Source organism: Burkholderia sp. BCC1644 (assembly GCF_902833225.1).
Taxonomy (GTDB): domain Bacteria; phylum Pseudomonadota; class Gammaproteobacteria; order Burkholderiales; family Burkholderiaceae; genus Burkholderia.
Window position 1 is genome coordinate 18726 of sequence record NZ_CADFEI010000012.1, and the last position, 14186, is coordinate 32911.

Consider the following 14186-nt stretch of genomic DNA (forward strand, 5'->3'; position numbering starts at 1 on the left):
GGTGAAAGCGATTGTATAGTAAAACATATCGCGGAATTCGGGCCGGATAGCCGGGGAATACCCGAGAATAACGGGTTTTTAAGCGCTAATCTGCGAAAACGCCGTTACTAAAAATACTAAACAAAACACGAAAAAGGCAAGGTGGACGTGCGGGTGCCCGGCGGCGCGCGGCGCGGGCGGGAAGTGGACGGGACGCGAGTGGGCTTCGCGTGTCCGGGTGGTATGCGCGGCGGCCGGCGCGGGCAGGCTGGAAGCCGGTGCTCAACGGCCCGTCCGGTCGGCCGTCCGGCAGATGGGCCTCAGCCGCCGTTGCACGGCGCGCTGCCGTGTCCCTGCGAACGCCGGCCGCGTGCCGTTCAGCCCACCGCCACGGCGGGCGGTTCGCCGCGATGGCGCAGCGCGGCACGGCCGGCGTCGAGATCGACGACCGCCAGTCCGTCCGGCTGCTGTTTCGCGCGCCGTTTCGCGAGCGCCGCGACCGACGCGATCTCGTCGCTGCCGTACCGTTTGGCGCCGTGCGCGCCGGCCGGCACGCCGACCGCGCCGATCGCCATCGTCACGAAACCGAAGAACGCCGGGTTGCCGTGGCGGTCCTCGCCGCGCAGGCCGCCCGCCTGCCGGTCGGCTTGCGTGTAGAAGAGCTGCGCGCCGTCGTTGAAGCGCGCGATCGCGTCGGCGGCGCGTTCGCGCCAGTCGTCGCGCTGGAACAGCACGAGGAAATCGTCGCCGCCGACGTGGCCGAGAAAGTCGCGCTGCGGATCGCACACGCCGGCCAGCACCGTCGCGGCGAACTTCAGCACCTCGTCGCCCTGCCAGTAGCCGTACTGGTCGTTGAACGGCTTGAACTGGTTCAGGTCGACGTAGCACGCATGAAAGCCCGCGTCGCGCTGCAGCAGGCGGTCGATGTGCGCGGTGATCGGGATGTTGCCGGGCAGGAACGTCAACGGATTCGCGTAGCGCGCGGCCTCGATGCGCATCTCGGTCACCGCGCGCACCAGGCTCTCGCCGGTGCCGAGCCCGACGTAGCGGCCGTGTTCGGTGATCACGAAGCCATCCGCGAGATAACGCTGGTCGTGGCTCGCGAGCAGCATCGCGAGCTGCTCGAACGTGGTCGCGTTGTCGATCATCAGCGGCGCGTCGTTCGCGAACTGCAGGCACGGCTTCTTCCCGAACACCTCGCGGTGATACGGCAGCGCGAAGCGGTCGATGAAGCCGCGGCGATTCACGAGCGCGACGGGCCGCCCGCGTTCGACGAGCGCGACCGCGTGCAGGTCGGGCATCCGGTTGAACAGGTCGAGCACGTCGTTGCTGGTGGCGTCGCGCGGCAGTGCCGGCGCGGGAACCAGCATTTTCCCGGCGATCGTGCCGGCCGGCCGCACCGAGCGCGTCGCGCCGGGAAACACCGCGATGTGCGGCGCGCGGATCGCGTCGCGCGCGGCCGGCGCGACGACCCGCGACGGCTGCGCGTTCGGCCGGCCGAGCAGGAAGCCCTGCACGCAGCAGATGCCCATGTCGCGCACGACGATCAGGTCGCATTCGTTCTCGATGCCTTCCGCGATCAGTTGCGCGCCGCTCGCCTGCGCGAAGTGCTGCATCGCCCTCACGGCCTCGAACTTGAGCGGGTCGCGCGAGATGTCGTGGATGAAGAAGCGGTCGATCTTCACGACGTCCGGATGCAGGCGCAGCCACAGGTTCATGCTCGCGTTCGCGGTGCCGTAGTCGTCGAGCGCGAACTGGATGCCGGCGTCGCGCAGCGAGGCGACTGCCGGGCCGATGTGTGCGACATCGGGAATCGTATTCTGCTCGGTGAGCTCGATCACGATGCGCTCGGCGCCGACCCGCGCGCGGCCGAGGAACTGGCGTGCGCGCTCGCGTTCGCTGGCGAGTTTGAGGATCGTTCCGGCGCTGAAATTGAGGAACAGCTTGCCGTCGCAGCCGAGCGCGGCGAACGCGTCGAGGCAGGTGAGCGCGGCGGCCTGCTCGAGTGCGATGGTCTCGCCTTCGCGCGCGGCCTGCGCGAACAGCGCGGCGGGCGGCTCGAGGTCCGTGCCGCGCGGGCCGCGGATCAGCCCTTCGTAACCGACGACCGTCCCCGACCCGAGGTCGACGATCGGCTGGAAGACGGCCGCGAGCGCGCGATCCGCGATCAGGCGCGTGGTGCGGGCGGCAGCGGAGTCGGGGTGGGGCGCGGGCATGGGCGAGGGCAGCCGAATCGACGGGACGCCCGGCTTAACGGCACCGCTCGCGGGGAATTGAATGAAGATTTCGTGACGCGATGGGCGCTGATGGTGCATCGCGCCGGGGGCGTGCCGGTGCGCGGGGGGAAGAGCGGTACGACGGGAAGACGGGAAGACGGGAAGACGGGAAGTCGGGAAGACGGGAAGACGGGAAGACGGGAAGACGGGAAGTCGGGAAGACGGGAAGACGGGAAGACGGGAAGACGGGAAGACGGGAAGACGGGAAGGCGGGAAGGCGGGAAGACGGGAAGACGGGAAGACGGGAAGACGGGAAGGCGGGAAGGCGGGAAGGCGGGAAGGCGGGAAGGCGGGAAGGCGGGAAGGCGGGAGGGCGGGAAGGCGGGAAGACGGGAAGAGGGGAGGACGGAAGGCGGAAGGCGGAAGGCGGAAGGCGGAAGGCGGAAGGCGGAAGGCGGAAGGCGGAAGGCGGAAGGCGGAAGGCGGAAGGCGGAAGGCGGACGGCCGGGACGGCGCCACCCGATGGCCGTCCCGCCGCCCTGATCGTCAGCGCTTGCCCGCGCTCAGCGCGCCGGGCGCGGACGTCGCGTCGCCCTCGTCGTGCTCGCCGCTCATGTCGCGCGCGCCCCAGCGCTGCGCGAGCGCCGCGCACGCCATCAGCTGGATCTGGTGGAACAGCATCAGCGGCAGCACGACCGCGCCGACCGCGTTCGCCGAGAAGATCACCTTCGCCATCGGGACGCCGGCCGCAAGGCTCTTCTTCGATCCGCAGAAGATGATCGTGATCTGGTCGGCGCGGTTGAAGCCGAGCCGCTTGCTGACGAACGCGGTCAGCAGCAGCGCGATCGCGAGCAGCACGAGGTTGACGACGAGCAGGCCGCCGAGCGCGCGCGGCGGGATCTGGTGCCACAGGCCCTCGTTGACGGCCTCGCTGAACGCGACGTAGACGACCAGCAGGATCGAGCCCTGGTCGACGAAGCGCAGCACGCCGCGATTGCGGTCGATCCAGCCGCCGATCATGGGCCGCAGCAACTGGCCGGCGATGAACGGCACGAGCAACTGCATGACGATGCTGCCGACCGTGCTCCACGGCGACGCGGCGCCGGCCGACTGCGACGTGATCATCAGCCCGACGAGCGCCGGCGTGACGAAGATCCCGAGCAGGCTCGACGCGGATGCCGCACACACGGCGGCCGGCACGTTGCCCTTCGCGATCGACGTGAACGCGATCGACGACTGGACCGTCGACGGCAGCGTGCACAGGAACAGCACGCCCGCATACAGCGTGGGCGTGACGAGCGGCTGCAGCACGGGTTTCAGCGCGAGGCCGAGCAGCGGGAACAGCGCGAACGTGCTGAGCAGCACGACCGCGTGCAGCCGCCAGTGGGTCGCGCCCGCGACGACGGCTTCGCGCGACAGCTTCGCGCCGTGCAGGAAGAACAGCAGGCCGACGGCGATGTTGGTCGCCCAGTTGAACGCGTGGGCGGCCGGGCCGCGGCAGGGCAGAAGGCTCGCGAGCACGACGGTGCCGACGAGCGCGAGCGTGAAGTTGTCGGGAAGAAAGCGGGGACGGGCCATCGGGAACTCGATTCGGAAACGACAAAGGCGCGCGTCGCGCGCGCGGATGGCGTCATTGTCCCGGTTGACGATTCACTACACAAATTCATTGTGGGAATCGATTGATGAATCGATTGCATGCAATAGCGATCGTCGCACCGGGCCGGCGACGTGCAAAACGGCAGAAGAATGTTCTGTCGCGATCGCCCCCGGAAGTGAAAAAACCTAGCAGTAACATGGTGTTACACCGATGCCCGCGACATAACACTTTTTGGCTCGACACGGTTTCGGGCCGCTCATAAATTACTGCTGAAAGCCTTGGGTCGACCGAAAGGAGCCGGCGGCGGGCGTGGACAGGCACGGAACGATGACGGAACGGGTGAAACGGAAGATCGGACGATGGTTGGCAGGCGTGCTCGGCGCGTTGCTGATGCCGCTCGCGCTCGCCCAGCCACCCCACGGCGGCGGTCATGGGTTCGGCGGCCACGGCTTCGGTGGCGGCGACATGCGTGCATACGGTCAGCCGAATGGCGGCGGGCCGGTCTGGCGCCGCGTTCCGCCCCCTGCAGGCGTGCGTCCGGGCGGCGTGAGCAGCTACGGTTCACGCTGGGGGCTGCGGCCGACGCCGTCGTACGGCCATTACGCCGCGCAAAGCCCGTATCGTCCGATCAGTGCCGACGCGCGCCAGATGCCGCGCCCGCCGGGCGGCGGCAACGTGCCGCTGCGTGCCGGTTCGATCCGCGCCGACGTCGCGCGCTACAACGAGGAGCGCGGCGGCCGTCCGATGCCGCCGCCCCGCTCGCAGGAAGAGCCTGCGCACTCGCCGTTTTTCTCCCCGTTCTACCGAAACTGAGCGCTCCGGCGCTATAGGGCCTGTTCCCGCTAATAACGGGCCCTTCTGGGGGCCAGCCCCACAAATGATTTTTTCCAATCAGGGGAACGTGCCTTGCCGGCCGCATTGCGGCGTCGCGCGTCGCTTGTCCCCCAAGGGGACTTCCTTCGGGGCGTTTGGCAAGGCCAAACGGCGCTCCTTGCTTCTTGCACTGCGACCGGCAAGGCGCGTTCGCAAGCCCGTTATTAGCGGGAACAGGCCCTAGACCCCTGCCGGCTGATGCGAATTCGCCACAGTCGCGCGCAGATTTCCGCTGATTTTCCCGCCGCATTGCGCTATCTTTCGCGCCCGGCACGCGCATGCCACGCCGCCGCCCCGCCGCGCGACCGCGTTCGCGCCGGGCCGCTGCCGTGCATCCGGCCATGTATCAAATCCGCGAAGTTAATGCTGCCGCTATACCAGCAATAAGTGTGCGCAATTTTGACCGGACGAATGATCCGTAAAGATGGCTGCGCCCCATACGACGCAAGCACTCGGCTCCAAAAAACAACGCTCGCGCCACTTATCGACTATTCGACAAAATCTGGAGATCCCATGAAAGCATTTGCTCGCCGTGCGTCGCGCACGTCCGTCAAGCTGATCGCCGCAGCCGCCTGCGTGGCGGCCACTGCGCCCGTCCACGCACAGTCGAGCGTGTCGCTCTACGGTCAGGTCGACGAATGGGTCGGCGCAACCAAGTTCCCGGGCGGCAATCGCGCATGGAACGTGAGCGGCGGCGGCATGTCGACGTCGTACTGGGGCCTGCACGGCGCCGAGGATCTCGGCGGCGGCTACAAGGCGATCTTCACGATGGAGAGCTTCTTCCGCGCGCAGAACGGCCAGTTCGGCCGCTTCCAGGGCGACACGTTCTTCGCGCGCAACGCGTACGTGGGCATCAGCTCCCCGTACGGCACGGTGACGGCGGGCCGCCTGACGACGCACCTGTTCCTGTCGACGATCCTGTTCAACCCGTTCTACGACTCGTACACCTTCTCGCCGATGGTGTATCACGTGTTCCTCGGCCTCGGCACGTTCCCGACCTATCCGAGCGACCAGGGCGCGGTGGGTGATTCGGGCTGGAACAACGCACTGTCGTACACGTCGCCTTCGTTCGGTGGCCTTAACTTCGGCGCGATGTACGCGCTCGGCAACCAGGCCGGCGACAACCGTTCGAAGAAGTGGAGCGCGCAGTTCAACTACGCGAACGGCCCGTTCGCGGCCACCGCCGTGTACCAGTACGTGAACTTCAACAACGGCCCGCAGGATCTGAGCGCGCTCGTCACCGGCATGAAGAGCCAGGGCATCGCGCTGGTCGGCGCGACCTACGACCTGAAGCTCGTGAAGCTGTTCGGCCAGTACATGTATACGAAGAATGACCAGGTCGCGGGCAGCTGGCACGTGAACACCGCGCAGGGCGGCGTGTCGGTGCCGCTCGGCGTGGGCAACGCGATGGCGTCGTACGCATACTCGCGCGACGCGGGCGGCCTCGACCAGACGCGCCAGACCTGGGCCGTCGGCTACGACTATCCGCTGTCCAAGCGCACGGACGTCTACGCGGCCTACATGAACGACAAAATCAGCGGCCTGTCGTCCGGCAACACGTTCGGCGCAGGCATCCGCGCGAAGTTCTGACGCGCACGCGCGAACGGTGCGCCGGCCGCGCGCGTAAATCACGCGTTCCGGCTGCATGTTTTCCCGCCAGAAACGGCGCCGCCACTCGCGGCGCCGTTTTGCCTTTGTTGACCTTTCTGTTTCCTCGCCTTTGTTACCCTATCTCGTAATTGGACCATTCCCCCGTCATTACGAGCTAGTTCGATGGATACCCTCGTCAGCATGAATGTGTTTCGCTACGTCGTCGAAGTGGGCAGCTTCGTCGGCGCGGCCGAGCGCATGCAGATGTCGGCTGCGATGGCGAGCAAGCACGTGATGCATCTCGAGCAACAGCTCGGCGCGCGGCTGCTGCATCGCACGACACGACGCGTTGCGCCTACCGAGGCGGGACGCGAATACTATGAGCGCCTCGTGCAGGCGCTGTCGGAACTCGACGAAGCCGGGCAGGCTGTCGGCGCCGCGAGCGTGGTGCCGCAAGGCAGGCTGCGCGTGACGTCGCTATCCGCGTTCGGGTTGCGGCACGTGATGCAGGCCGTCACCGATTACGCGGGCCGGTTCCCGGACGTAACCGTCGACATGACGCTGTCCGATCGCGTGGTCGACCTGATCGAGGAAGGCTACGACGTCGCGGTACGCGCGGCGCCGAACGGATTGAAATCGTCGTCGCTGGTCGCGCGGCAGATCGCGACCGCGCACATCCTGCTGGTCGCGTCGCCCGAGTATCTCGAGAAGCACGGCACGCCGCAGACGATCGCCGATCTCGCGCACCACAACTACCTGCGGCGCGATTCGAATTCGACGATGCTCGATTCGCTGGTGATCGACGCGGCCGCTGCGTCGCGCGTGAACCTGAACGGCAACCTGATCGTGAATCATCTCGAAGGGCTGCGCGCCGCCGTGCTCGCCGGCGCGGGCATTGCGCTGCTCGGCACCGAGGTGGTTGGCGACGACATCGAATCGGGCCGGCTCGTGCCGGTACTGCTCGATTCCGTGCCGCCGCACGAAGCGCCGATCTATGCGGTGTACGCGAGCCGTCGCCACGTGTCCGCGAAGGTGCGTTCGTTCGTCGACTTCCTGGCGGCGCGTTTCGAAGGGCAGTCGCTGTGCCCGTCGATCGAATCGCGCCTGCGCGTGCTGCCGATCACGCGGATGAAGCGCGCGGTCTGAGCGATGCGTCCCGCTGCGGCGGGGCAATAAAAAAAGCGCGAACCGCTGCGGTTCGCGCTTTTTGTTTGGTCCGACGGTTGGCGTGTCGATGGCGGCCGCGAGGGCCGCCACTTCCTTCAGCGCGGAATGCCGAGCCGCGCCTTCGCGTCGTCGTACTCGCGTTTCAGCCGCTCGACGAGCGCGCCCACGCTCGGCAGGTCGTCCATCAGGCCAACGCCCTGGCCGGCACCCCAGATGTCCTTCCACGCCTTCGTCTTGTCGCTGCCGAAATTCATCTTCGTCTTGTCCGATTCCGGCAGCGCGTCCGGATCGAGGCCGGCCTTCTCGATGCTCTCGCGGATGTAGTTGCCGTGCACGCCGGTGAAGAGGTTCGTGTAGATGATGTCTGACGATTTCGCGTTCACGATCGCGTGCTTGTAGTCGTCGATCGCGTGCGCTTCCTGCGTCGCGATGAAGCGCGTGCCCATGTAGGCGAAGTCGGCGCCCATCGCCTGCGCGGCGAGGATCGAGCCGCCGTTCGCGATCGAGCCGGACAGCACGATCGGGCCGTCGAAGATCTTGCGGACTTCGCCGACCAGCGCGAACGGCGAGGTCGTGCCTGCGTGGCCGCCGGCGCCGGCCGCGACGAGGATCAGCCCGTCGACGCCGGCTTCGAGCGCCTTCTGCGCATGGCGCAGGTTGATCACGTCGTGCAGCACGATGCCGCCGTAGCTGTGCACCGCGTCGACGATCTCGCGCGCCGGCGCGCGCAGGCTCGTGATGAAGATCGGCACCTTGTGCTCGACGCAGACGCGCACGTCGTGTTCGAGCCGCGCATTCGACTGGTGGACGATCTGGTTGACCGCGATCGGGCCGATCACCGCGTCGGGGTGTTTCGCCTTGTGGTCGGCCAGCTCCGACTGGATCTGCGTGAGCCACTCGTCGAGCAGTTCGGCCGGACGCGCGTTGAGCGCGGGGAACGAACCGACGATGCCCGCCTTGCATTGCGCGAGCACGAGTTCGGGATAGCTGACGATGAACATCGGCGACGCGATGACGGGCAGCGTCAGGTTCTGCAGGACAGCGGGCAATGCCATGTGATGTCTCCAGTCTCCAGGGGGCGCCGGCGCCCGCGCGCATCGCGCGGATGCCGACACCATGCTTTGCATTCGAACGGTGATTCGAGTGTAGCTGCGAACCGGACGCGTTCGAGGACGTTCATATTAATACGAACGGTCGTGCGATTCTACGCGAGCTTAACAAAATGCGCGGTGTGGCGGCAATCGAGTGAGTGTTCTCTTTCTAGGGTTTCTGGCTGTTGTCACGCTGTGTAGATGCACGAGCGCTCCTAAAATAGCCGCCATAACAAACCAACGAGAAACAAACCATGTCGTTTGAGGCGTTTGCACCGTTTCGCGTGACGGTGCAGGACACCGACATCTTCGGTGTCAAAGGAGGCGCGGGTCCGCCGCTGCTGTTGCTGCACGGACATCCGCAAACCCACATGATCTGGCATCGCGTTGCCGCGACGCTCGCGAATCATTTCACGGTGATCGCCACCGACCTGCGCGGCTACGGCGCGTCTGGCAAGCCGCCGAGCGACGCGCAGCACACGCCGTATTCGAAACGGGCGATGGCGGCCGACCAGGTCGCGGTGATGCGGCATTTCGGCTTCGAGCACTTCCACGTATGCGCGCACGATCGCGGCGCGCGGGTCGCGCACCGGCTCGCGCTCGATCACGCGGACGCCGTCGAGCGGATGATGCTGCTCGATATCGCGCCGACGCTCGCGATGTACGAGAAAACCGACCGCGCATTCGCGACCGCGTATTTCCACTGGTTCTTCCTGATCCAGCCGGCGCCGCTGCCCGAGACGCTGGTCGGCGCGCATACCGATGCGTACATCGAGCGCGTGATGGGCAACCGGTCGGCCGGGCTCGCGCCGTTCGCGCCCGAAGCGCTCGACGCATATCGCGCCGCGCTCGCGCAGCCGGGCGCCGTGCATGCGATGTGCGAGGACTACCGCGCGTCGGCGACGATCGACCTCGAGCACGATCGTGCGGATCTCGAGCGCGGCAACAAGGTCGCGTGCCCGCTGCGCGTGCTGTGGGGCGAGCACGGGATCGTCGGCCGCTGCTTCGATCCGCTCGACGAATGGCGTCGCGTTGCACGCGACGTCAGCGGCCGCGCGCTCGAATGCGGGCACTACATTCCGGAAGAGGCGCCGGTCGCGCTGATCGACGAACTGCTCGCGTTCTTCGAGGCGCGCGACCCGGCTGCATAAGGGGGCGGACAGGCGGCGCGTGCCGCCCGCTGCTCAGCGATGCGCGTGGTCGTCTTCGACGAGCGGCGGCAGGCGGCGCGGCACCGGCGTCGATTTCACGATCGCGGTGCTCGTCTCCGCGCGCTCCGTCACCTTCGACAGGATGTCGTCGAGGTGTTCGATCGTGCGCAGGTAGAGCCGGCAGATGAAGCAGTCTTCGCCGGTGACCTTGTCGCATTCGACGAATTCGGGAATGCGCCGCAGCAACTCCTCGACCAGGTGCAACTGGCCCGGCAGCGGCTTCACGCGCACGATCGCCTGCAGCGTGTAGCCGAGCGCGCGCGGGTCGAGCTCGACGGTGAACGCGGCGATCACGCCCTGCGCTTCGAGTCGGCGCACGCGGTCGGCGGTCGCGGGTGCCGACAGCCCGATCTGCCGCGCGAGTTCGCTGGTTGCGATGCGTGCGTCGTCGGCGAGCGCCGCGAGGATCGCGCGGTCGGTCGCGTCGAGCGACGCGATGGCGGGTGGGGAAAGGCGTTTCGGCATGATCGCTTTGCTTTCGAAGGTCAATCGGCTGATTCACTTCAGTTTAGCCGTGGTTACGGTGAAAGCAAGTTTCTAGAATCGAAGTCATCCACTCTCTTCAACGGAGTTCATGATGGCCTCGAATGAAATTCGCCGCGGCGCCGCCGAGATGATCGTCGCGATGCTGATGTCCGGCACGATCGGCTGGCTCGTGATGTCGTCGCAGCAGCCGCTGACGAATGTCGTGTTCTTCCGCTGCCTGTTCGGCGCCGCGACGCTCGCGATCGTCTGCGCGGCGTTCGGCTTCCTGCGCCGCTCGCTGTTCTCGCCGCGAATGCTCGCGCTCGCGACGCTCGGCAGCGTCGCGATCGTCGCGAACTGGCTGCTGCTGTTCGCCGCCTATTCGCGCGCGTCGATCTCGATGGCGACCGCCGTCTACAACACGCAGCCGTTCATGCTCGTCGCGCTCGGCGCCATCGTGTTCCGCGAACGGATCACCGCGTCGACGGTCGCGTGGCTCGCGCTCGCGTTCGCCGGGCTCGTGTTCGTGGTGCGTGTCGAGCCGTCCGTGCTCGCCGTGCCCGGCGAGTATCTCGAGGGCGTTGCGCTGTCGCTCGGCGCGGCATTCCTGTATGCGATCTCGTCGATCGTCACGAAGCACCTGAAGGGCACGCCGCCGCATTTGCTCGCGTTGCTGCAGGCCGGCCTCGGCGTCGTGCTGCTCGCGCCGTTCGCGCACTTCGGCACGCTGCCCGCGACGGCCGCGCAATGGCTCGACCTGATCGTGCTCGGCGTCGTCAACACGGGCCTGATGTATGTGCTGCTGTACGGCGCGATCCAGAAGCTGCCGACCGCGATGACGGGGGCGCTGTCGTTCGTCTATCCGGTCGTCGCGATCGTCGTCGATCACGTCGCGTTCGGGCAGACGCTCGCGTGGACGCAGGTGTTCGGCGCGCTGCTGATCCTGCTCGCGGCGGCCGGCGTGAACCTCGGCTGGCGCATCGTGCCCGCGCGTCGCGCGGCGGTCGGCAACTGAAACGGTCGTACGATTCGGCGCCGCTGCACGATGCCGCCGCGGCGCGCCGAACGTGAATTCGAGGAACGATGATTGCGCGCGAAAGCGGCTCGCGCGCGGGTGTGAAAGACGCTGTAAGAAGTTGTAGGGAAACACCCGATGCGAGCGGTGCGCGTCGCTCGTATGATGCGGGCTGTGACGTTGATCACGTTCACAGGATTCCGATCTCGACGCCGTTCGCCCGTGAGGCTGAACGGCTTTTTTTTATGCTTCGCTTCCGGCGAGCAGGCGCCGCCGCGCATCGAGCCGCGCGAGCAGCACGCGCCTCGCATCGTCGTCCGACGCCCGCCATCCCTTGATCTCGTCGCGCGTGCGCAGGCAGCCCGCGCACCAGTCGGTGCGCGGATCGATCCGGCATACGTCGGTGCACGGCGACGCGACCGTGCCGACCGTCAGCGGCACGTCGCTCATGCCGGGTCCCGCAACGCGACGTCCGCGACCGGCGCGCCCGTCAGCGACACGAGTTCGTTGGGCGACAGGTTGAACACCGCGTGCGGATGGCCGGCCGCGGCCCACAGGCTGTCGAGCGTGAGCAGGTCGGCGTCGATCAGCGTGACGGGTTCGACGAGATGGCCGATCGGGCAGACGCCGCCGATCGCGTAGCCGGTGTTGTCGCGCACGAATTTCGCGTCCGCGCGGCCGACCGCGCCGACTTGTGCGGCCACCTTCTTCTCGTCGACGCGATTGACGCCGCTCGCGACCACGAGCACGGGCGCGCCGTCCGACTGACGGCGAAACAGGATCGACTTCGCGATCTGCGCGACCGAGCAGCCGAGCCCGGCTGCGGCCTCGGCCGACGTCTTGCCGGTTTCGGCGAGCATCACGATGCCTTTCGCATGGCCGCGCTCGCGCAGCAGCAGCGCGACGCGTCGCGCGGAATCGGGGAGGGAATCGAATGAAGCAGGTGTCGTCATGTCGAGGAATCCGTGGAGTGCCGCGGTCACACGCAGGTCGCGTCGTCGGCCGCGCTTTGTGCCTTGGCGAGCAGTGCGCGACCGGCGCGCGATACGTTCGCGCGGCCGATCGCGTTCGAGATGAAGTCGCCGGCGGCGACGACCTGAGCGAGATCGATGCCGGTGTCGATGCCGAGGCCGTGCATCAGGTACAGCACGTCCTCGGTCGCGACGTTGCCGGTCGCGCCCTTCGCGTACGGGCAGCCGCCGAGGCCCGCGACCGACGCGTGGAAGATCTCGATCCCTTCGAACAGCGCCGCGTAGATGTTCGCGAGCGCCTGGCCGTAGGTGTCGTGGAAGTGGCCCGACAGGCGTTCGCGCGGGAACACGCGTGTGACGGCCGCGAGCACTTCGCGCGTGCGCTTCGGCGTGCCGACGCCGATCGTGTCGGCGATGTCGATCTCGTCGCAGCCGAGCGCCGCGAAGCGTTCGACGACGTCGACGACCGATGCGACCGGCACTTCACCCTGGTACGGGCAGCCGAGCGTGCACGACACGCTGCCGCGCAGCCGCAGGCCCGCGTCCTTCGCGGCCTTCGCGACGGGCTCGAAGCGCGCGATGCTCTCGGCGATGCTGCAATTGATGTTCCGCTGCGAGAACGCCTCGCTCGCCGCGCCGAAGATCACGACTTCGTCCGCGCGTGCGGCGACCGCGTTCTCGAAGCCCTTCAGGTTCGGCGTGAGGACCGAGTACACGGTGCCCGCGCGACGCTCGATGCCGGCCATCACGTCGGCGCCGTCGGCCATCTGCGGCACCCATTTCGGCGACACGAACGACGCGGCCTCGATATTGCGGAAGCCGGCGCGCGACAGCCGGTCGACGAGCGCGATCTTCACGTCGGTCGGCACGAAGGTCTTCTCGTTCTGCAGCCCGTCGCGCGGGCCGACTTCGACGATCTTGACGGCGGTGGGGAATGTCATGGTTGTCTCCTGATTTTTCGGTAGGGCGGAATTCAGTAGCCGCGCGCGTAGTCGACGACACCGCCGACGCGCTCGCCGCGCTCGAACGCGCGGATCTTGCCGGCGATCTGTTCGACGGCCTCCGTGCGCAGCGTCTCGGCCGAGCTGTGCGGCGTGATCGTGATGCGCGGCGCGAGCCAGAACGGATGGTCTTGCGGCAGCGGTTCGTGCTGGAACACGTCGAGCGTGGCCGCGGCGATCCGGCCGCTCGCGAGCGCGTCGAGCAGGTCGGCCTCGACGAGATGCGCACCACGCGCGACGTTGACGACGTACGCGCCGGGCGCGAGCCGCGCGAACGCACGCGACGACAGGATGCCGTCGGTGTCCGGCGTGCTCGGCAGCAGGTTGACGAGCACCTTCGCGCCGTCGATGCACGCGTCGAATGCACCGTCGCCGGCGAAGGTCGTGACGCCGTCGAGCTGCTTCGCGCTGCGGCTGTAGCCGCGCACCGGCAGGCCGAGCGCGGCGAGTGCGCGCGCGACCTGCGTGCCGAGCACGCCGAGGCCGAGCACGGCGACGGTAAAGCTCGCGCGCGGATGCGGTTCGAGCGGCTGCCAGCGGCGCTCGCGCTGCAGCGCGTCGTATTCGTCGAAGCGGCGCAGGTAGCGCAGCACGGCGTGCGTCACGTATTCGACCATCTGTTGCGCCATGCCCGAATCTTCCAGCCGCACCAGCGGCACGTGCGCGGGCAGCGTGCCGGGATGCGCACGATCGAGCGCAAGCAGCGCGTCGACGCCCGCACCGAGGTTGAAGATCGCGCGCAAGCCGTCACGCGGTGCGAAGAATTCGCGCGGCGCGCGCCACACGAGCGCGTAGTCGGCGGCGGCCGTGTCGCCCGGCTGCCACGCGCGTAGTTCGGCTTCAGGCAGCGCGCGCGCGATCTCGTCGCGCCATGCGCCGGCTTCCTGGTGCGGGGAATAGAACAGGATCTTCATTGCGTGATGGCGGGCGCGCCGGCGGGGCGCGTCACGGGCGAGGCGAGCGGGGCCGGGCGCAGCGCGCCGGCGGGCGTAGCGGACATCGGGCGTCTC

The 14186-nt window shown here is 67.7% G+C and carries 13 protein-coding genes; 5 read left to right on the plus strand and 8 right to left on the minus strand.

What is annotated here, in order from left to right; genetic code table 11:
* Window positions 1-356 precede the first annotated feature (356 nt).
* Window positions 357-2195: a phosphodiesterase gene (locus HWX87_RS23380; RefSeq protein ID WP_176049498.1), complete on the minus strand. Its 1839-nt coding sequence runs from the start codon at window positions 2193-2195 to the stop codon at window positions 357-359.
* A gap of 546 nt (window positions 2196-2741) precedes the next feature.
* Window positions 2742-3773 (minus strand): bile acid:sodium symporter family protein, encoded by a 1032-nt coding sequence (locus tag HWX87_RS23385; protein ID WP_176049499.1) that lies wholly within the window; start codon window positions 3771-3773, stop codon window positions 2742-2744.
* Window positions 3774-4119: 346 nt separating this feature from the next.
* Between HWX87_RS23385 and HWX87_RS23390 the strand changes: the two genes are divergently transcribed.
* The 3 genes from HWX87_RS23390 to HWX87_RS23400 all read left to right on the plus strand — a co-directional run bounded on the left by HWX87_RS23390 (window position 4120) and on the right by HWX87_RS23400 (window position 7401).
* Window positions 4120-4605 (plus strand): peptide-binding protein, encoded by a 486-nt coding sequence (locus HWX87_RS23390; protein ID WP_176049500.1) that lies wholly within the window; start codon window positions 4120-4122, stop codon window positions 4603-4605.
* A 573-nt stretch (window positions 4606-5178) separates the two neighbouring features.
* Window positions 5179-6255, plus strand: coding sequence for a porin (locus tag HWX87_RS23395; RefSeq protein WP_176049501.1), 1077 nt, complete (start codon window positions 5179-5181; stop codon window positions 6253-6255).
* A 183-nt stretch (window positions 6256-6438) separates the two neighbouring features.
* Window positions 6439-7401, plus strand: a complete 963-nt coding sequence (locus tag HWX87_RS23400; protein ID WP_176049502.1) for a LysR family transcriptional regulator — start codon at window positions 6439-6441, stop codon at window positions 7399-7401.
* 116 nt (window positions 7402-7517) lie between these two features.
* Here the strand turns inward: HWX87_RS23400 and HWX87_RS23405 are convergent, their stop codons facing one another.
* Window positions 7518-8477, minus strand: a complete 960-nt coding sequence (locus HWX87_RS23405; RefSeq protein WP_176049503.1) for a nitronate monooxygenase family protein — start codon at window positions 8475-8477, stop codon at window positions 7518-7520.
* A gap of 290 nt (window positions 8478-8767) precedes the next feature.
* Here HWX87_RS23405 and HWX87_RS23410 point away from each other — a divergent pair, with 290 nt between their 5' ends.
* A complete protein-coding gene (locus tag HWX87_RS23410) occupies window positions 8768-9664 on the plus strand; it encodes an alpha/beta hydrolase (protein WP_176049504.1) in 897 nt (298 codons plus the stop codon).
* A 33-nt stretch (window positions 9665-9697) separates the two neighbouring features.
* Here the strand turns inward: HWX87_RS23410 and HWX87_RS23415 are convergent, their stop codons facing one another.
* Window positions 9698-10189, minus strand: coding sequence for an Lrp/AsnC family transcriptional regulator (locus HWX87_RS23415; RefSeq protein ID WP_176049505.1), 492 nt, complete (start codon window positions 10187-10189; stop codon window positions 9698-9700).
* A gap of 112 nt (window positions 10190-10301) precedes the next feature.
* On the opposite strand from HWX87_RS23415, the gene HWX87_RS23420 reads away from it, so the two are divergent.
* Window positions 10302-11204: a DMT family transporter gene (locus HWX87_RS23420; RefSeq protein WP_176049506.1), complete on the plus strand. Its 903-nt coding sequence runs from the start codon at window positions 10302-10304 to the stop codon at window positions 11202-11204.
* 243 nt (window positions 11205-11447) lie between these two features.
* Here the strand turns inward: HWX87_RS23420 and HWX87_RS23425 are convergent, their stop codons facing one another.
* The 4 genes from HWX87_RS23425 to HWX87_RS23440 are packed head-to-tail and all read right to left on the minus strand — an operon-like array spanning window position 11448 to window position 14090.
* A complete protein-coding gene (locus HWX87_RS23425) occupies window positions 11448-11654 on the minus strand; it encodes a DUF1289 domain-containing protein (protein ID WP_176049507.1) in 207 nt (68 codons plus the stop codon).
* Window positions 11651-12157: a YbaK/EbsC family protein gene (locus tag HWX87_RS23430; protein ID WP_176049508.1), complete on the minus strand. Its 507-nt coding sequence runs from the start codon at window positions 12155-12157 to the stop codon at window positions 11651-11653. Before HWX87_RS23430 ends, HWX87_RS23425 begins: the two co-directional genes overlap by 4 nt.
* 26 nt (window positions 12158-12183) lie before the next feature.
* Window positions 12184-13116, minus strand: coding sequence for a hydroxymethylglutaryl-CoA lyase (locus HWX87_RS23435; protein WP_176049509.1), 933 nt, complete (start codon window positions 13114-13116; stop codon window positions 12184-12186).
* Window positions 13117-13148: 32 nt separating this feature from the next.
* Window positions 13149-14090: a glyoxylate/hydroxypyruvate reductase A gene (locus HWX87_RS23440; protein WP_176049510.1), complete on the minus strand. Its 942-nt coding sequence runs from the start codon at window positions 14088-14090 to the stop codon at window positions 13149-13151.
* Between the last annotated feature and the right edge of the window lie 96 nt (window positions 14091-14186).